Here is an 18,336-nt window from a genome sequence, read left to right on the forward strand (position 1 = left end):
CCCGCCCCGCGCCGCGTCACATCGCGTGGAAGACGCCGCAGGCGATGCGCCCGCCCGAATTGCCCGAGGGATCGGTCTTGTAGTCGTCGGCATTGGCATGGACGACCAGCGCGGCGCCGTCCTCGTCCATCAGCCCCGCATAGGTGCCGCCCGGAAGCACGAAGATCGTGCGGTCGCGGCCGTCCTCGCCCACCGAGAGATTGGGCATGTCGCCGGCATGCGGGCCCATCGGATTGTCCTTGCCATGCTGGTGCGCGGTCGGGTTCCAATGGCCGCCGGCGCTGGCGAAGTCCGGCCCCTCGCACTTGCCCACGGTGTGGACGTGCGTGCCGTGCACCCCCTTGGTCAAGCCGTGCACTTCCACCATCACGCGGATCGAACCGTCGACTTCCTCGGCGATCGCCTTGCCGACATCGGTGCCGTCGGCCATCTTGAGGTCCGCCTGGGCGCGGGCATGGCCGGCCATGTAGCGCGCATCCTTTTGCGGGCTCGCGCAGCCCGCCACCGCCAACAACCCCGCCGCCACCAGCAAACCACGCATCGCCCTGCACTCCGGATAAATGTTCCCGTCACGTAATGGATGGCCGCGTCGCCGGTTCCAAGGGGTCAGCGCAAACATTCTCCGTCCGCCTTGCCGGAGACGCTGCCCACCCCGAGGATGATCTTGGCGCGCCGTTCGAAGGTCAGCGCCTGCCAGCGCCCCGAATTGCCGATCGCGGTGCGGCTGCGCAGGAAGGTGAGGTGGAGCATCTCATATTGCTCCGGATCGATCCGCCGCCCGTCGAGCAGGCAGCCCCAGCGATCGAGGTTCCAGGCCCAGTCCCGCTGCACGCCGTCCTGGTCGATCGAGCGCGACAGGGCGCCGTACCAGGCGAAGATCGCGCCGAGCCGGTCCCAGCGATCGGCTTCGGGCATCGCCGCGAGCTTGCGCCGCAGTCGCGCTAGGTCCTCGTCCAGCGGGAAGCCGCCCTGCTGCACCTTCGTGTCCACCGCCCAGCGCACCTTGCGCAGCGTGATCGGCCCGTCGGGGAATACGCGCAACAGGTCCTGCCGCACCGCCTCGAGCAGCACCAGATAGGTGTCGAGCTGCACCTGCAGCATCGCGTCGCTTTCGAACAGCGCATTGAATTCGCCCCACAGGACGGGATCGAGCTTCCCGTCCGGCCCGTGCGCCGCCAGGATCTTCTCGCGGCATCGGGGCTTCACCGGCACCGCCAGGCAGGCGTGCGAGAAGATCGTCTTGCCATGGACCGGCATCAGCGCCTTGCGCGCGCGGCGGAAGCCGCCGCGCTGCGCCTGCTTCCACGCCTTGAGCAGGGGTTGCAGGCTCCCCGTCCCGAAATTCCACTGCGCCATGCCGACCGAGACGAGCTGGCTGTCGAAATTGCCCACCGGCATCGCCCAGCAACCCATCGTCTCGGGGATCGAAGTCTCGCGCATCTGTGCGAAGATCGCTGCCCGGTCGAGCCCGATCGCCCCCAGCCGCGCCGCGCTGCCGGCATCGATGGCGAGGAAGGGCAGGTCGCCCACTTCGCGACAGGCCGGCCGCTCGGGCGGTGCAGGGGGCACGGACGGCACGGGCACAGTCTGCGCCGCGGCCGGCACGGGGACCGTGCCGAGCGCCAGCAGCGTCGCGGCGATCCAGGATTTCATGCGGCTCCTCTCGTCTCCTTGCCGCGCTTGTCCCGCGCCGCGCCCGCGCGGGCAAGGGCCGGTTGGGGCCTCGCCAGGCCGAACATGGTTACCCGATTGGACGGTTTCGGCTGATTTTCCTCGGGAATCCGCCATTTCCTGCTACTCAAATTGGCGAAATAGCGCGTCCCCGGGCTAGCTGCCGGCGCCCGCAACGGCGAGTATCGGCGCAGAGCATGTCGATCCGCCTGCCTCCCGATCCCCCGCCGATCCGGCTCATGACCCGCTTGCTCGCCGAGCTGCAGACGACGGTGCTGGCGCGCGCGATCCGCCTGTTCGACGGCGATCTCGACCGGGTGACGATCTTCGCCGTGATCACGCGCGACACCTATCCCTTCGGCACGCGCGAGGGGCTGGCGCCCACCGTTTCCCCCCACTCGCTCGCCATGTCGCTGTCGCGCCCCTACGAGACGGTGCGCCGCCATGTGCACGCGCTGGTCGATGCCGGCTGGTGCGAGCGCGGCGTGGACGGCGTCCATGCCAGCCACGCCGAGCTCCGCGCGCCCGCGCTCGCCGAGTTCCTCACGCTGGTCCATGACGCCGCCGTCCGCTTCGTCGCCGACATGGCGCGCGCCGGGGTGCCGATGCCGGAAGTGGGCACCGTACGCCCCTATCACCACGCCGCCGGCGTCCAGGCCGCGATCGACCTGATGCTCGCGGTGGTCGACACCAATCGGCGCACGCATCGCGACTGGCTCGAGCTGGTGCTGTTCTCGACCATCTATGCGGCCAATTCGCGCCTGCTCAACGCCGATCGCGAGCTTTCCTGGCATTATGCCGATGGCCGCAAGGAACCGCCGCCGGCGCTGCGCCGACCGGTGCGCACCAGCGCGGTCGCCCGCGCGCTCGGCCTGCCCGAGGCGACGGTGCGCCGCCGCCTCGTCCACCTGCTTGCGGACGGCCGGGTCGAGCGGGTGGGCAAGAAGCTGCTCGTCTCCGAGGCCTGGCTCAACCGCCCCGAATCGATCGCGACCAGCGTCCGGAGCTTCTCCACCGTCCGGCTCCTGCTTGCGCGCCTGGGTGTAAACGGTTTCCCCCTCCACGACCCCGCCCGCGCCTATCTTGCCGGCCGACCCGCACCGGTGGCGTTCGATTGAACCGGCGCGCGCGGTTCCGCCAAAATGGGCAACGTCCCGCTTGAGGACGGCGCCCCGCATGCCGATAGGCGGGGGCAGATCAAGGGACTTGGGCGGCCGCGGCACCGGTCGCCCCTACGCCGCACGGTGCCCGTGGCAACACGGGGGCCTGGCGGGCTGCCGGCGCCCACCGGCGGTCTCCATCGGTGGGCGCGGGCTTCGGCCCGCGCCCTAACCGGACGGACCGGTCGCGCCGCGCGCGAAGTCCGTCGCAGCCCGATTGCCCCTTCCGGCCGCTCCGGTCCTTGCGCATGGCCCGATGGAGGGATGCATGCGTCTTGTCGTGGCTGCGGCGATACTGGCAACGGGATGGGCGTCACCGGCCCTTGCCCAGGTCCCCGCGACGATCCCCGACCGGCCGCAGACCGGTGCCGCCTATGATCCCTATGGCCGCTGGGAAGTCCGCGCGCCGGAGGACCAGCCGGTCGAGACCACGCGACTGCTGCGCGTCGAGGACGGGACGCCCTTCTACGAGAAGGGCGACTATGATTCGCCCGCGGTCGAATCGCGCCTGCTGCCGATCATCAAGGGCAGCAACCTGCCCGCCCGGGCCGGTCCGAAGAGCCCCTATCTGCCTGGCACCGACCTGCGCTTCGCCTATCATTATCTCATCGATTTCTGGCGCAGCTGGCCGCAGGCCAAGGTGCGCGGCGCGCCGGGCGAGTCCCGCACCGCGGCCGGTGCCGTGGCGCCGCGGCTCGCGCGCACTTCGGTGTTCGCCGACCCGGGCCTGCCCAAAGCGGCAGTCGACACCCTGTTCGCCCAGGCCGACGCCCTGTACCAGGCAGTGCTGAAGATGCCCGCGCTCCAGCGCGCCCAGGGCATGACGCTGCGCGGATCGGTGTGGATGACGCGCCGCAAGGACGTTGCCGGAGTCGAGGTCTACAGCTTCCGCCTGGTGATCGGCGCACCCGCGCTCCGCATCGGCGCGCCCGGAGCGACGCAGGGCAGCGACGGCCGCTGGCGCACGCCGGAGCAGGGGCACAATGCGGGCATCGCCATCACGTCCAACATCCCGCTGCGCGGCGGCCCGGCCTGGGGCCGCTACCACGGCACGCAAGTGGCGTTCCTGCCCGATTTCGCGGCGCTCGTCGTCGCCGGGGACCGGCCGACCCACGTCTCCGAATTCCGCGGCGGCGGCGGCAAGCAGGTGGAGAACCCCCGCTTCTTCGATCCCGCCCGGCCGAAGACCGACATCCAGATCCTCACCGTCGAGCCCGGCGCCAGCAACCCGGTCGACGCGCGCTACGCCCGTCAGGGCTCGCTTTCGCCGGACAGCATCCATGGCCGGCTGATCGCCGCCAGCTTCCTGCCGGACTGGCGCGCCCTGGTCGACGGCGTGAACAGCCCCGGAGCACCCCGCGCCCGATGAAGACGCTCGCCCTTTCCGCCGCCCTGCTGCTCCTCGTCCAGGACGGGGGCCTCACCCCGGTGCAGCCGCCCCAGGGGCTGCGCGAGCATCCTGTCCGCACCCCGGTCCCGCCCAATGCGGTGGCGCTGTCCGCCGGCGTCGCCCCGCCTCCGGGATCCGTCGCGCTCGAGCCCAACATGCCGGGCCATCGCCGCTTCCGGCCGCCACTCTTCCCCGATGCCGGCTGGGACAGCCCGATGGCGGGCGCCACCAAGGACTATGCCGCCTATCTCGGCGTCTATTGGCGCGCGCCCTATCTCGCGCCGGCATCGGCGATGGCCGCCTATCCCGGGCTGGAGGTTCCCGGCTGGACCGCGCCGGGTCCGTACCGGGCCGACATCGCCCGCAGCCAGGCCCGGCCCGACGAGGAGGCGCTGTTCGAGCGCCGCATGGCCTTCCTCGCCGAGCGCGTGATGGCCTCGGCACCGTTCCGCGATCCGCACGGCACCAGCATCGAGCCGGAGCTGCTGGTCGAGGGCTATGGCAAGGAATTCGGTCCCAGGGCCCAGCCGGTCATGCGCGGCGCGATCACGTTCCGGCTCAACGTGATCCAGCCCAATACCGGCAGCAACGAACGCATCGGATCGCGCGTCCGCTCGCATCAGCCGGCCGTGTGGCTCAAGCTGTGGCTGAACCCGTCCTTCGCCAATTGCGAGCTGCCGCACGGGCAGACCGCGCGCGGCGTGCGCTGCCTCCAGTCGAGGGCCCGGCTGGCCTGGCGCGGCGCGAAACCGGCGGTCAGGCCGCTCGCGGCCGGGCTGCTCGGCCTCGATCCGGCGCTCTATGCCACCGGCGCGGGGGCAGCGGCGGACCTGCGGATGATCAAGGTGGAATATGGCGGCGGCACGGCGATGACCAGCGAGCTCGGCCGCGGCCGGCTGCATCCGCACGACCCGCTGGGCCGCGCGATCGGCGCGTGCCTCGCGCTCGACTGGCCGGCCCTGCTCGACCAGGCAGCGGCGATCGGATAGCCCGCGACCGCCTCCCGGAGCCGCAACCGCGGCGTCGCTCCGAACGCACTCGCCATGCGCCGCCCGCGAAGACGCCGCAATTGGGCTGCAATCCGCGCCGAGCCTGCGCGCCGGAACGCCAGGGAAGCCGGCGGGAAGGAAGGGGGATGGCCATGCTGGGCAAGCCGATGGCGGGATCGCGCGTCAGGCTGGCGCCGTTCGGGGAGGCGCATGTGGAGCCGCTGCGCGCGGCCTGTGCCGAGGATCCGGATATCTGGGAGATCTATCCGGTGAGCATGGTCGGCACGCATTTCGATCCGTCGCTGCGCTTCCTGCGCGCGCTGCCGGGCTGGACGATGTTCGCCGTGCTCGACGGGCACGGAAACGAAGGCGCCGCCGGCCGGCTGGTCGGCATGACGAGCTATATCCCGGTGCCGGGGACGGACGACGCGATCGAGATCGGCGCGACCTATATCGTGCCGGGGGTGCGCGGCGGGCCGTTCAACGCGGAGATGAAGCGGCTGATGATCGAGCGCGCCTTTGCCGGGGGCTATGCCGCGATCCAGTTCCGCATCGACACCCGCAACACCCGCTCCCGCCGCGCCGTCGAGAAACTCGGGGCGGAGCTGGTGGAGGTGCGCGCGGCGGACCTTACCACCTGGACGGGATATGTGCGGGATACGGCGGTGTATCGGCTGGAGAAATGAGTGGGTTGGGCGGGGTGCGGGAAGCGGGCGCGCGACGACGATGCCACCGCAATATGGGATGGACTACCCCCCGAATTCCGAAGACGATCGTTCATTGCAGATATCGAGATGATGTCATGGTGACGAAAGGGCACTCCGCAGATGAATTCAGCTCTAAGGAATGCGATCGCACTCCCGCTGTTAGCAGTGGCCCTTTGTGGAAACGGTCAGAGCGAGCCCGGGAAGCAGCAACCGACGATATATAGCCCAAAGGAATTACAAGAAGACTATTCGGTTCTCAGAGCCGCCTTGGAGAATATGTATCCAAGCCTATATCGCTTCACCGACCGATCGATCATGAACAAGCTTCTAGACGACGGCTTCAGGTCATTGGACAAGCCCGGAACGGAGGTCGAGTTCTATAAGCTCATCGCCACCATTTGCGCGAGAGTCCATGACGAGCACCTGATACCCAAACCGTCGGAGGGCTATTATCTCTCGCTAAAAGACACCCGCCATCACTTCCCTCTTTCCCTGAAGATCATCGATCGAAGGATATACGTTCTAACGGCCGCACAATCGGCCGGCGCAATCCCCGTTGGATCTGAAATCATCTCCATAAACGGAAAATCGGCGGAAGAACTTCTCGGCATCCTACTTCCTACCATTCCTTCGGACGGCTATATTCAAAGCTTCGACCTTCGACACCTGGAAGATTACAGCATGACTGAAGAGGAAAACCTCTTCGATCTCAATTATCCGATCTTCGTGGAAAACACTGAATCCTATACGATAGAGTTTGTAGACAGATCCGATCGATCCAAGATCAATGTAGCGACTATTTCCGGCATGGATGATCGCGATTACAAGAGATACTTCTATGGCAGGACAAAACTCGTCGCTCCGTTGGAGTTCCGATACATCAAGGACGATGTTGCATATCTACGCATATCGTCATTCCTAAGATGGCATAGAAATCGTTTCGAGCAAGACTTCTACGCACTGTACGACAGCACATTTAAAGAACTCAAAAAGAAACGTATCGATAACTTGATATTGGATTTACGTAACAATGAAGGCGGCGACGAAACCGGAGAGAAACTGCTGACCTATCTATTGGACAGGCCGTATCAGCATTTTGCATCCGCTGAGTTTAAGTTCGTGGGGCAGCCGCCGATGACCGCCCATCTGCAAAATGGCAATGACGTGTCTGTCGATGGCTCGTCGGTCTATCCGACGGATACCGGGATGTACGCGCTGAAGAAGACTTCCATGCCCCTGCTGAATGAGCAGCAGCCAGATGCGAATCATTTCAGAGGAAAGCTCTATGTTCTCATTAACGGCGCGACAGGTTCGATGGCATCGGTGGTTGCCGACTTTCTGAAGGGCAATCGCAAGGGGACATTCATAGGAGAAGAGAGTGGGGGCACGATGGAGGGCAACACGTCCCATCGCATCGCCAGACTTGTCCTCCCTCATTCCAAAATAAGGGTGGCCATCCCCTTGATGAAGACAGTGAATGCCGTTGCCTTCACAAAGGGACGGGGCGTTGATCCGGACTATCGAATAAGCCCAAGGATCGACGATCTCGTGAATGGCGTCGATACCGAGCTCATGTTCGCCGTCGATTTGATCAAGTCAAAGAAATGAATGGGAAAGGAAAGGCGCAGCCATGGCGTTATCTCGCCCGTGATGCGCTGATCCCATGCATCCGCGCGCACCGGGAAGATGCGCGACACCGCTTTCGAGATGACGCCGGATGCCCTGCGAGACCGCATTGTGCGCCAATGCCGATCCGCGCGGGAACAGGCGTCGTCCGCATGGGCGGCCATTTGCGATCCGCGTGCAAAGCGGCCCATCCGCTCCCCACCCGAACCGGGGCCGGAGATTCCAGCCACCCGCCCCCAAACCCTCCCCTTCCCCCCGCCCCTCCCGCGTGCTAGCGGCACCCGCGAATCTTCGCATTCGCAGCACGCCGGTGCGCCCGCGCGGCCCTATAAGGGAGCCACGTCCCCCGAGCGCCCGGCCGGACAAAAGAAAGGACCCCGCGCCTCATGACCGCGATCGGCAACGATACCCTCGGCACCCGCGACACGCTCAGCGTCGGCACCGCCAGCTACGACTATTTCTCGCTGCCCAAGGCCGCGAAGAAGCTCGGCGACATCAGCCGCCTGCCCTTCTCGATGAAGGTGCTGCTCGAGAACATGCTGCGCTTCGAGGACGGCACCACCGTCACCCGCGAGGACGCCCAGGCGATCGTCGACTGGCAGAAGGACGCGCGCTCGAACCGCGAGATCCAGTATCGCCCGGCCCGCGTGCTGATGCAGGACTTCACCGGCGTGCCCTGCGTGGTCGACCTGGCGGCGATGCGCGACGCGATCACCAAGCTCGGCGGCGACGCGCAGAAGATCAATCCGCAGGTCCCCGTCCACCTCGTCATCGATCACTCGGTGATGGTCGACGAGTTCGGCACGCCCAAGGCGTTCGCGGACAATGTCGCTCTCGAATATGAGCGCAACGCCGAGCGCTACGAGTTCCTGAAATGGGGCTCCAAGGCGCTGAACAACTTCTCGGTCGTCCCCCCGGGCACCGGCATCTGCCACCAAGTGAACCTCGAATATATCGCCCAGTCGATCTGGTCGTCGAAGAATGCCGACGGCGCGACGATCGCCTATCCGGACACGCTGGTCGGCACCGACAGCCACACGACGATGGTCAACGGCTTGGGTGTCCTTGGTTGGGGCGTGGGCGGCATCGAGGCCGAGGCGGCGATGCTCGGCCAGCCGGTATCGATGCTCATCCCCGAAGTGGTCGGCTTCAAGCTGACCGGCAAGCTCGGCGAAGGCATCACCGCGACCGACCTGGTGCTCACCGTCACCCAGATGCTGCGCGCCAAGGGCGTCGTCGGCCGCTTCGTCGAATTCTATGGCCCCGGCCTGCACGCGATGACGCTGGCGGACCGCGCGACGATCGCCAACATGGCGCCCGAATATGGCGCGACCTGCGGCTTCTTCCCGATCGACGACAAGACGCTCGACTATATGCGCCTGACCGGCCGTCCGGACGAGACCGTCGCGCTGGTCGAGGCCTATGCCAAGGCCCAGGGCATGTGGCACGACGTCGACAGCGTCGAGCCGATCTTCACCGACACGCTGGAACTCGACATGAGCAGCGTGCGCCCGAGCCTCGCCGGCCCGAAGCGCCCGCAGGACCGCGTCAGCCTCGACAGCGTCGACGAAGTGTTCAACGGCGACCTGACCAAGGTGTACAAGAAGGACCATGCCGCGCGCGTACCGGTCGAGGGCAAGGACCACGACATCGGCGACGGCGACGTGGTGATCGCGGCGATCACCTCCTGCACGAACACGTCGAATCCGTCCGTTCTGATCGCGGCCGGCCTCGTCGCCCGCAAGGCGCGCGAGAAGGGCCTGACCCGCAAGCCCTGGGTCAAGACCAGCCTCGCGCCGGGCTCGCAGGTGGTGACCGACTATCTGAACAAGACCGGTTTGAGCGAGGATCTCGACGCGATCGGCTTCAACCTGGTCGGCTATGGCTGCACCACCTGCATCGGCAATTCGGGCCCGCTGGCGGAGCCGATCTCGGCGGCGATCAACGGCAACGACATCGTCGCCGCCTCGGTCCTGTCGGGCAACCGCAACTTCGAGGGTCGCGTCTCGCCGGACGTGCGCGCGAACTTCCTCGCCTCGCCGCCGCTGGTGGTGGCCTATGCCCTCAAGGGCACGGTGACCGAGGACATGTACGAGACGCCGATCGGCCAGGGTTCGGACGGCGCGGACGTGTTCCTGAAGGACATCTGGCCGACGAACGAAGAGGTCGCGGGGCTGATCACCGCGAACATCGACGATGCGATGTTCCGCTCGCGCTACGCCAATGTCTATGCCGGCGACGATCACTGGCGGAAGATCAGCGTCGAGGGCTCGGACACCTATGGCTGGCCCGCCGGCTCGACCTACATCCACAACCCGCCCTATTTCGCGGGCATGACGATGACCCCCGCGCCGGTCACCGACATCCTCGAGGCCAAGCCCCTCGCCATCCTCGGCGATTCGATCACCACCGACCACATCTCGCCGGCCGGCTCGATCAAGGCGGATAGCCCGGCGGGCACGTTCCTGCAGGAGCATCAGGTTTCGAAGAAGGACTTCAACAGCTACGGCGCGCGCCGCGGCAATGACGAAGTCATGGTGCGGGGTACGTTCGCGAACATCCGCATCAAGAACGAGATGGTGCCCGGCATCGAGGGCGGCATGACCCGCTATGGCGGCCAGGTAATGCCGATCTACGACGCCGCGATGCGCCACAAGGCCGACGGCACGCCGCTGGTGATCGTCGCGGGCAAGGAATATGGCACCGGCTCCTCGCGCGATTGGGCGGCCAAGGGCACCAACCTGCTCGGCGTCCGCGCCGTGATCACCGAAAGCTTCGAGCGCATCCACCGCTCGAACCTGGTCGGCATGGGCATCCTGCCGCTCCAGTTCGCCGAAGGCGTGACTCGCGAGACGCTGAAGCTCAAGGGCGGCGACACCTTCACGATTCGGAACGTTGCGGGCCTCCGCCCGCGCCAGGACGTCGAAGTCGAGCTCACCCGCGAGGACGGCTCGAAGGAAACCTTCCTCACCCGTTGCCGGATCGATACCGTCAACGAGCTGGAATATTTCCTCAACGGCGGAATCCTGCAGTACGTGCTGCGCAAGCTCGCCGCCTGATCCGGCACGACAGGAAATATCGGGGGAGGGCGGCGACGCCCTCCCCCTTTTTGCGCCTTGACCGGGCGCTTGGAGGTTCGGGGCGCGGGCCTATGCCGGGCGGGCCGAAATGGCGGCGACACGTTACCCCCATTTCGGATGTGTTGCATTTCAGAAACACACAATGAAGAAACAGAGCAGCAACAATAGCTGGTGCTTTACACAAATCAGACACTCTCTAAATCCTCGCCACAACTTCGCCAACAGGCCCCAGGGGTGGGGGTGGCGAGGAATCGGGGGATTCCACCGACTGCCCTTGGGGCAGGACCAGGGAGAGTGAGGAAAATAATGCAGAAGACTCAGATCATACGCCTGCGCACCGGAGCGGCTCTGTCCGCCCTTGTGCTCGCGGGCTCGCTTTTTGCGGCGCCCGCGCTTGCGCAGGACGCGCCGGCCAGCACCGGCGCCACCGCCCCGCAGCAGGATGCTCCGTCCGGCGACGGCGACATCGTGGTCACCGGCACCATCTTCCGCCAGTCGGATACCCACACCGCATTGCCGGTGACGGTCATCACTGCCGAGAATCTGGAGCGCGCCGGCATCACCAACGTGACCGACGCGATCCGCTCGGCCTCGGCCGATGGCGCCGGCTCGATCGGTAACGGCTTCACCAGCGGCTTCTCGGCCGGCGGCGCCGCCGTGTCGCTGCGCAACCTCGGCGTGTCGTCCACCCTGGTGCTGGTCGACGGCCTCCGCTCGACGAACTTCCCGCTGAGCGACGACGGCCACAATTCCTATGTCGACCTCAACAGCATCCCGATGGTCAATGTCCAGCAGGTGCAGGTCCTCAAGGACGGCGCCTCGTCGCTGTACGGCGCGGACGCGATCGGCGGCGTGGTCAACATCATCACCCGCAAGCACATGACCGGCCTCGAGGCCGGCGTCGAAGGCGGCGCGACCCAGAAGGGCGACGGCGCGAAGTACCGCGCGAAGCTCCTCTTCGGCTATGGCGACTATGACACGCAGGGCTTCAACGTCTATATCGGCGGCGACTATGAATATGGCGGCCGCATCTCGGCCGCTTCGCGTGGTTTCCCCTTCGACACGCTCGACCTGCGTTCGATCGGCGGCAACGACAACAACCGCGCCGACGACACGCTGGGCACTGCGACGACCGATGCGATGGTCACGCGCACGCGCCAGACCGATCTCAACAATCCGCTCGCGGGTTCGGTGACGAACGCCACCACGCCGGCGATCTTCACTTCGCTGACGCCGCTCGCGAATTGCGCCTATGGCACCTATTCGGAGAACACCGCGCAGCGCGTCGGCTCGGCCTGCAGGCACGACAACACGCGGGAATATGCGCAGATCACGCCGCTGCAGGAGCGCTACGACGCCGTCGGCCGCCTGAGCTTCCGCCTCGGCGAGAATGTCGAGGGCTATATCGCGGGCAGCTATGCGCATAGCCGCGTCAACATCATCTCGCCGCCGCGCGCGATCCGCCAGACCCAGGCATTCGGCGGCTCGCCGGCGACGTCGACCACCAATCCGGGCATCGTGCTGCCGGTCTATATCTGCTCGTCGGGCGTCAACTGCGCGACTGCGGCCGATCGCCAGCTCAACCCGAACAACCCCTATGCGGCGGCCTACGCCAACGATCCGGCCAATGGTGCCGCGCGCATCTATTATCTGTTCGGCGACGTCCGTTCGGGCAGCGACCGCGTCAACGAAGTGTTCCGCGTGACCAGCGGCCTGCACGGCACCTTCGGCGACAGCTGGAACTGGAATGTCGAGGCGGGCTATTCGCGCGCCGACCTGAGCCTGACCCAATATGGCTGGGCCAATCTCAACGGGCTGATCAAGGCGATCAACACCGGCTCGTACAATTTCGTCAATCCGAGCCTCAACACCCAGGCGGTCCGTGATTCGGTGCTTCCGCCGATCAACGCACGCTCGAATTCGAGCGAGCTGACCGTGGACGCGTCGCTCAGCCGCACCCTCTTCGCGCTTCCGGGCGGCGACGTGCGGATGGCCGTCGGCGGCCAGTATCGCAAGGAGAAGCTGACCAACAACAGCGCCAACCCGAACCTCGACATCCCCGGCCTCTCGACCGCGCAGGCCTATGGCGACCGCTCGGTATGGGCCGGCTATTTCGAAGTCGACGTGCCGGTGCTGGACTCGCTCAACATCGACCTGTCCGGCCGCTACGATCACTATTCGACCGGTATCGGCCGCTTCTCGCCCAAGGCGACGGCGAAGTTCCAGCCGATCAAGCAGATCGCGATCCGCGGCACCTACTCCGAAGGCTTCCGCGCACCGACCTTCGCGGAATCGGACCCGCGCAGCTCCTATTCCGGCTTTGTCGGCTACACGCCGACCGGCGCGTTCCTGACCGCGCACGCGTCCAACCCGACCTACACCGCCCCGTACAGCCTGGGCCGTGGCTATGTCGGCAACGCCGCGATCAAGCCGGAAACGGCGCGCAGCTTCACGCTCGGCGCGATCTTCGAGCCGACTCCGTGGCTGAGCTTCACGGCTGACTATTTCAACGTGAAGAAGTCGAACCTGATCGTCACCGGCCCGCTGTCGTCGGACGCGGTCAACGCCTATTACTCGGTTGCGGGCCAGACCTTCGCTTCCGCCGCGGCCGCCGCCGCTGCGGGCTGCGCCAAGGTTGCCGCGGTCGGCGCCGGCTATTCGTGCAACGTGATCGACGGTGCGGATCCCTTCGCCCCCAACGCGCTGCCGCGTCTGCTCGTCGTCAACGCGCCCTATGTGAACACCGCCTATATGGTCATCGCCGGGCTCGAGTTCACTGCCGACGCGCGCATCAAGTTCAGCGAGAACTTCCGCTGGGAAAGCCGCGTCGATGTGCAGGAGACGATGAAGTACAATCTCAACCCGGGCGGCGGCGCCGCGGTGCAGCGTTACGCCGGCACCGTGGGTCCGGAGAGCCTGTCGTCGGGCGGCGGCACGCCGCGCTGGCGCGGCAACTGGCAGAACACCTTCACCTTCGACCAGTTCTCGCTCAGCACGACGACCTATTTCGTCGGCTCGATGAAGGCGGTTGCGGCCGACCAGCCGAGCTCGGTCAACGGCGATACCTCGTGCGCTGCCTCGGCCATCTACAAGCCGACCACCGGCAATGCCGATTTCTGCCACATCAAGAGCTTCGTCTACACGGACGTGAATCTCACGGTGAAGGTCAACGACCAGTTCAGCTTCTTCGGCCTGGTGGGCAACGTCACGAACGCGCGCGCGCCGCTGTTCGCGAACACCGCCTATCCGAGCCAGGTGAACACGCTGACCTCGTGGCACGCGGCGGGCCTGATCGGCCGGACGTTCCGCGCCGGCGCGAACTTCAAGTTCTAACCGCAGGCACGGCAAAAATTTGGGGCGGTACCTTCGGGTACCGCCCCTTTTTTTGTGCCCCGTCCAGGCGGGCGCGCCACCCGGGAAATGCTTCCGGTTCAGCCGGCGGCGGGAACGCCGAGCAGCTCGATCTTGAACAGCAGCGTGGCGCCGCCGGGGATCGGCCCCTTGCCCTTGAAGCCATAGCCAAGGTCGGCGGGGATCGCGACTTCGAACGTGTCCCCCACGCCCATCAGCGGCACCGCGACCTGCCAGCCCTTGATCAGCATGCCGAGCGGGAAAGTCGCCGGCTCGCCGCGATCATAGGAGCTGTCGAACTTGGTGCCGTCGATGAAGGTGCCGGCATAATGGAGGGTGACCGTATCGGCCACCGTCGGGTGCCTGCCCGTGCCATCGCCCTTCACGCGGCGCCAGCGCAGCCCTTCCGGCGTGCTGTGCCAGCCGTCCGCGCCGTTGAGCTTGGCCAGCGCCAGCATCTGCTGGCTCTGCCAGGCCATGTCCTGCGAACGATCGGGCGCAGGCGCATCCTGCGCGGCGAGCAGGGCGAGAGCGGCGAGAAACGACATGGCGGGGAATCCTTAGTTGGAGAGAGCCCGGCCGGCGACGGCGTCGAGCTTGCGTAGCAGATGCGGATCGCGCGCGTTCGGCGCGGTGATCAGCGCATAGTCGAGGCAGGTATCGATCGGCGAGGCTGGCCGCTCCTCGGGCAGGTTCCGGAGCAGGTGCATCACCAGCTTGCGCGCCTTGTCGGCATTGGTGCCGAGCTGGGCGATCACCGTGGCGACGTCGACTGCCTCCTCGCCCTCCCGCCAGCAATCATAGTCGGTGACCATGCCGACCAGCGCATAGGGCAACTCGGCTTCGCGGGCGAGCTTGGCCTCGGGCATGCCGGTCATGCCGATGATGTGGCAGCCCCAGCTGCGATAGAGATGGCTCTCGGCGCGAGTCGAGAATTGCGGCCCCTCCATCGCCAGATAGGTGCCGCCGGCATGGGTAGTGGCGCCCGCCGCCCGAGCCGCATCCGCCGCCAGCGCAGAGAGGCGCGGGCAGACCGGATCGGCCATCGAGACATGCGCGACCAGCCCTGCGCCGAAGAAGCTCGAGGGCCGGCCCTTGGTCCGGTCGATGAACTGGTCGGCGATGGTGAAGGTGCCCGGCGCCCGCTCCTCGGCCAGCGAGCCGACCGAGGAGATGGCGAGCACGTCGGTCACCCCCAGGCGCTTCAGCACGTCGATATTGGCGCGGACGTTCAGGTCCGACGGCGAGATGCGGTGCCCGCGGCCATGGCGCGGCAGGAACACCACGCGGACATGCCCCACCCGGCCGACGAAGCAATCGTCCGAGGGCTTGCCCCAGGGGCTCTCGGTCGAGATCCATTCGCCGCCCTCGATGCCTTCGACATCATAGAGCCCCGATCCGCCGATGATCCCGATCGTCCAGCCACCCATCGCCTACCCCTTTGCTGCGTTGCGGCGTGCATAGGCGAAGTAGACGACCAAACCCAAGAGGTTCCAGACGCCGAACGCGACCTGCGTCTGATGCGGCAGGCTGAGGAAGAGATAGAGACAGCCGAAGATTGCGCCGAGCCCGACAACCCAGGCCGCCGGCGTGCGGAACGGGCGCACGGCGTCGGGCATGCGGCGGCGCATGACCAACAGGCAGAGCCCCACCGCGGCGAAGGCGGTCAGCGTACCGGCATTGGCGAGCGCGGCGATCTCGTCGATCGGGAAGAAGGCGGCGAAGAAGCTCACCACACCGGCGGTGAAGACGGTGATGCGCACCGGCGTGCCGCGCTTCGAGACCTTGGCCAGGCTCTCGGGCAACATCCGATCGCGGGCCATCACGAAGAAGATGCGGCTCTGGCCATAGAGGAAGCCGAGAATCACGGTGGGCAGCGCGATCACCGCGCTGGCCGCCAGGAACGTCGCGACGCCCGGCTGGCCGACTTCGCGCAGGATCAGCGCCAGCGGCTCGGGGCTGTTGGTGAAGCGCGTATAGCTGAGCGCGCCCACCGCGGCGACGGCGACGACCATGTAGATCGCGACGCAGACCACCATCGAGCCGACGATGCCGATGGCTAGGTCGCGCCCGGGATTCTTGGCTTCCTCGGCAGCGGTGGAGATCGCATCGAAGCCGTAGAACGCGAAGAAGATGATCGCCGCGGCGGCCATCACGCCCCGTTCCACGCCGTCGGGGCCCATATGCTTGGTGAAGCCGAACGGGCTGAACGGCTCCAGATTGGCGGCGTTGAAATAGGGCAAGGCGACGGCGACGAACACGGCGAGCGCGATCAGCTTCACCACCACGAGGATGGCGTTGATCGTGGCGCTCTCGCGCGTGCCGACGCAGAGCAGCCCGGCGACGACCGCGACGATGAACAGCGCCGGCACGTTCACGCCCCATTCGACCACCTGCCAGCCCGCCATCCTGGGCCCATGCGACAAGGCGGCGGGCAGGTGCACGCCGATCCCCTCGAGGAAACCATGCGTATAGCCCGACCAGCCAACCGCCACGGTGGCCACCACCAGCGTATATTCGGCAAGCAGGCTCCAGCCGACCACCCAGGCGACGATCTCGCCCAGCGACGCATAGCTATAGGTATAGGCGCTGCCCGAGGCGGGGATCATCGTCGCCATCTCGGCATAGGCCAGCGCGGCGCAGGCGCAGATCGCCCCCGCGACGACGAAGGAGAGGATCACCGCCGGCCCGGCACGATCCGCGCCGACGCCGATCAGGGTGAGGATGCCGGTCCCCACGATCGCCCCCACGCCGAGCGCGACGAGATGCGGCCAGGAAAGCGTGCGCGCGAGCCGATGCTCGGGCGGGCGGTCTTCCTCCGCGACGATCTGCTTCAACCGGAACAGGCTGGCCATCGATACTCCCCTATCTCTTTGGGAGAGTGGTGTAGCGCGGCGGAGGGCCGGCGCAACTTTGTTTCGCACGCCCCCCTCCCCGGGGGGTGGGAGAAATGCCGTTCAGCCTTCCGTCAGCCGAAGGGCGCGATCGTTCCGCGTCCGACCCCGCCTGGGAGAACGCCCGTGCTGCTGCTCACCGCCCTCGCGCTCGCCTTGAGCGTGCCGCAGGATCCGCCCGCCAATCCGCAGATCGACTATGCCGCCTTCACCACCCTGACGCATGACGTGCGTGCGCTGCGGGCCGGGCGCCTCCTGCCCTTTGCGCGCTTCCAGGCGATGGCGGGGGAGAAAGGCGCACTGCTGCTCGACGCCCGCTCGAAGGACGCTTTCGCGCGCGGCCACATCGCCGGCGCGGTCAACCTGCCGCTCACCGATTTCACCGCGGAATCGCTGGCGGCGGCGATCGGGCCGAACCGGAACCGCCCGATCCTGATCTATTGCAACAACAATTTCTCGAACCATCGCGCACCGGTGCCGCTCAAGGCGGCGCCGCTCGCGCTCAACATCCAGACCTTCATCAACCTTGTCGGCTATGGCTATGAGAATGTCTGGGAGCTTGGCGACGTAGTGAACTTCGACGATCCGAAGGTCGGCTGGGTCGCGTCGCCGGCCTGATCCATCAGGGCCGGCGCGGCGTCGGCGCGAACTGGTCGACGAGCAGCCGCCATCCGGCGGCTCCATGATGCCAGACGCGGACATAGTGCCCGATGCGCACGCCGCCATCCTCGACCTGGCCATAGCTATAGGCAAGATCGCCCGCGGAGGAGCGTCCGCCGCCAAGGCGCTTGCCGGCCCCCTTCGGCCCGCGCGCGGCCAGCGCGACACCCGCTTCGCCGATCGCCGGCGGCGCGCCGGCGCGCAGCACCCGCCCGTCGGCCGCCAGGAATCCGGCCAGCGCCGAGATATCGGCGTCGAGCCGTTGCTCGACCGCGGCGAGATCCTCGCTGTGCGCCGGCGCCCCCGGATCGCCGAGCCGCGCCACCTGCGCCGGCATCGCCACCTCGCCTGCAGCAAGAGGCGGGGAACCCGAATCGATCAACCAGCGCCAGTCGCCATCCTTGCCCCGGTGCCAGATGGTGAAGAACTGGCCGTGCGACACGCGATCGCCGCGCCGCATGACATAAGGGCCAGTGGTGAAGCCCGGGTCTCCCGATCGGGCAATGCCCGCGGCTTCGGGTTGCCACTCCAGCCGGGCGCCCGGCGCATCCGTCTGCCTGGCGAGTTCGGGCGCCGCCGGGCGCGGCGCGGGCGAAATCAGCAGCCCGTCGGGCGAGACATGCGCGCGGAAGGCAGGGGTGATCCCCAATGTCGTGGCATCGGCGGCAAAGCGCCGCTCGGCGGCGACGAGCGTCTCGAAATCGTCGCCCGCCGGAGCATTGGCCAGGGCGAGCAGCGCCATGGCGGCAAACGCCCGGATCCTGGGCTTCGGCATGGGCGGTCTCCAACTCGTCTTCGCTCGTCTCGT

At 66.9% G+C, this 18,336-nt stretch carries 14 protein-coding genes; 8 read left to right on the top strand and 6 right to left on the bottom strand.

Features of this window, described 5'->3' with window-relative positions:
* Nucleotides 1–16: 16 nt before the first annotated feature.
* Entirely contained in the window at nt 17–541 is a 525-nt protein-coding gene (locus FHR20_RS22035; RefSeq protein ID WP_167301576.1) for a superoxide dismutase family protein, read from the bottom strand.
* A 65-nt stretch (nt 542–606) separates the two neighbouring features.
* Entirely contained in the window at nt 607–1,653 is a 1,047-nt protein-coding gene (locus tag FHR20_RS22040) for a hypothetical protein (RefSeq protein WP_167301577.1), read from the bottom strand.
* Nucleotides 1,654–1,910: 257 nt separating this feature from the next.
* On the opposite strand from FHR20_RS22040, the gene FHR20_RS22045 reads away from it, so the two are divergent.
* The 7 genes from FHR20_RS22045 (at nt 1,911) to FHR20_RS22075 (ending at nt 13,956) form a co-directional block, all read left to right on the top strand.
* Nucleotides 1,911–2,789 (top strand): hypothetical protein, encoded by an 879-nt coding sequence (locus FHR20_RS22045; protein WP_167301578.1) that lies wholly within the window; start codon nt 1,911–1,913, stop codon nt 2,787–2,789.
* A gap of 310 nt (nt 2,790–3,099) precedes the next feature.
* Nucleotides 3,100–4,200, top strand: a complete 1,101-nt coding sequence (locus FHR20_RS22050; protein ID WP_167301579.1) for a hypothetical protein — start codon at nt 3,100–3,102, stop codon at nt 4,198–4,200.
* Nucleotides 4,197–5,210 (top strand): hypothetical protein, encoded by a 1,014-nt coding sequence (locus FHR20_RS22055; protein ID WP_167301580.1) that lies wholly within the window; start codon nt 4,197–4,199, stop codon nt 5,208–5,210. The genes FHR20_RS22050 and FHR20_RS22055 overlap by 4 nt, the downstream gene beginning before the upstream one ends.
* A gap of 146 nt (nt 5,211–5,356) precedes the next feature.
* Nucleotides 5,357–5,896: a GNAT family N-acetyltransferase gene (locus FHR20_RS22060; RefSeq protein WP_167301581.1), complete on the top strand. Its 540-nt coding sequence runs from the start codon at nt 5,357–5,359 to the stop codon at nt 5,894–5,896.
* Between the two features lie 336 nt (nt 5,897–6,232).
* A complete protein-coding gene (locus FHR20_RS22065) occupies nt 6,233–7,525 on the top strand; it encodes a S41 family peptidase (protein ID WP_167301582.1) in 1,293 nt (430 codons plus the stop codon).
* Nucleotides 7,526–7,929: 404 nt separating this feature from the next.
* The gene (acnA, locus tag FHR20_RS22070; RefSeq protein WP_167301583.1) at nt 7,930–10,602 is read left to right on the top strand and encodes an aconitate hydratase AcnA; all 2,673 of its coding nucleotides are present in this window, start codon (nt 7,930–7,932) and stop codon (nt 10,600–10,602) included.
* A 327-nt stretch (nt 10,603–10,929) separates the two neighbouring features.
* A complete protein-coding gene (locus tag FHR20_RS22075; protein WP_167301584.1) occupies nt 10,930–13,956 on the top strand; it encodes a TonB-dependent receptor plug domain-containing protein in 3,027 nt (1,008 codons plus the stop codon).
* 98 nt (nt 13,957–14,054) lie between these two features.
* Here FHR20_RS22075 and FHR20_RS22080 read toward each other — a convergent pair whose 3' ends face one another.
* The 3 genes from FHR20_RS22080 to FHR20_RS22090 are packed head-to-tail and all read right to left on the bottom strand — an operon-like array spanning nt 14,055 to nt 16,829.
* On the bottom strand, nt 14,055–14,522 hold the full coding sequence (locus FHR20_RS22080) for an FKBP-type peptidyl-prolyl cis-trans isomerase (protein WP_167301585.1): 468 nt from the start codon (nt 14,520–14,522) through the stop codon (nt 14,055–14,057).
* Between the two features lie 12 nt (nt 14,523–14,534).
* The gene (locus tag FHR20_RS22085; RefSeq protein ID WP_167301586.1) at nt 14,535–15,404 is read right to left on the bottom strand and encodes an S-methyl-5'-thioadenosine phosphorylase; all 870 of its coding nucleotides are present in this window, start codon (nt 15,402–15,404) and stop codon (nt 14,535–14,537) included.
* 3 nt (nt 15,405–15,407) lie between these two features.
* The gene (locus FHR20_RS22090) at nt 15,408–16,829 is read right to left on the bottom strand and encodes an amino acid permease (protein ID WP_167301587.1); all 1,422 of its coding nucleotides are present in this window, start codon (nt 16,827–16,829) and stop codon (nt 15,408–15,410) included.
* 165 nt (nt 16,830–16,994) lie between these two features.
* Between FHR20_RS22090 and FHR20_RS22095 the strand changes: the two genes are divergently transcribed.
* On the top strand, nt 16,995–17,486 hold the full coding sequence (locus tag FHR20_RS22095) for a rhodanese-like domain-containing protein (protein ID WP_167301588.1): 492 nt from the start codon (nt 16,995–16,997) through the stop codon (nt 17,484–17,486).
* Between the two features lie 4 nt (nt 17,487–17,490).
* Here FHR20_RS22095 and FHR20_RS22100 read toward each other — a convergent pair whose 3' ends face one another.
* Nucleotides 17,491–18,303: a hypothetical protein gene (locus tag FHR20_RS22100; protein WP_167301589.1), complete on the bottom strand. Its 813-nt coding sequence runs from the start codon at nt 18,301–18,303 to the stop codon at nt 17,491–17,493.
* Nucleotides 18,304–18,336: the final 33 nt, after the last annotated feature.

The sequence above is a fragment of the Sphingomonas leidyi genome (assembly GCF_011761945.1).
GTDB classification, from domain to species: domain Bacteria; phylum Pseudomonadota; class Alphaproteobacteria; order Sphingomonadales; family Sphingomonadaceae; genus Sphingomonas; species Sphingomonas leidyi.

Bases quoted from the DNA above. Each gene is read 5' to 3' on its own strand.
- FHR20_RS22065 (WP_167301582.1), top strand. From the start codon at position 6,233: ATGAACAAGCTTCTAGACGACGGCTTCAGGTCATTGGACAAGCCCGGA.
- FHR20_RS22075 (WP_167301584.1), top strand. From the start codon at position 10,930: ATGCAGAAGACTCAGATCATACGCCTGCGCACCGGAGCGGCTCTGTCC.
- FHR20_RS22090 (WP_167301587.1), bottom strand. From the start codon at position 16,829: ATGGCCAGCCTGTTCCGGTTGAAGCAGATCGTCGCGGAGGAAGACCGC.
- FHR20_RS22050 (WP_167301579.1), top strand. From the start codon at position 3,100: ATGCGTCTTGTCGTGGCTGCGGCGATACTGGCAACGGGATGGGCGTCA.
- FHR20_RS22085 (WP_167301586.1), bottom strand. From the start codon at position 15,404: ATGGGTGGCTGGACGATCGGGATCATCGGCGGATCGGGGCTCTATGAT.
- FHR20_RS22045 (WP_167301578.1), top strand. From the start codon at position 1,911: ATGACCCGCTTGCTCGCCGAGCTGCAGACGACGGTGCTGGCGCGCGCG.
- FHR20_RS22080 (WP_167301585.1), bottom strand. From the start codon at position 14,522: ATGTCGTTTCTCGCCGCTCTCGCCCTGCTCGCCGCGCAGGATGCGCCT.
- FHR20_RS22035 (WP_167301576.1), bottom strand. From the start codon at position 541: ATGCGTGGTTTGCTGGTGGCGGCGGGGTTGTTGGCGGTGGCGGGCTGC.
- acnA (WP_167301583.1), top strand. From the start codon at position 7,930: ATGACCGCGATCGGCAACGATACCCTCGGCACCCGCGACACGCTCAGC.
- FHR20_RS22060 (WP_167301581.1), top strand. From the start codon at position 5,357: ATGGCCATGCTGGGCAAGCCGATGGCGGGATCGCGCGTCAGGCTGGCG.
- FHR20_RS22040 (WP_167301577.1), bottom strand. From the start codon at position 1,653: ATGAAATCCTGGATCGCCGCGACGCTGCTGGCGCTCGGCACGGTCCCC.
- FHR20_RS22100 (WP_167301589.1), bottom strand. From the start codon at position 18,303: ATGCCGAAGCCCAGGATCCGGGCGTTTGCCGCCATGGCGCTGCTCGCC.
- FHR20_RS22055 (WP_167301580.1), top strand. From the start codon at position 4,197: ATGAAGACGCTCGCCCTTTCCGCCGCCCTGCTGCTCCTCGTCCAGGAC.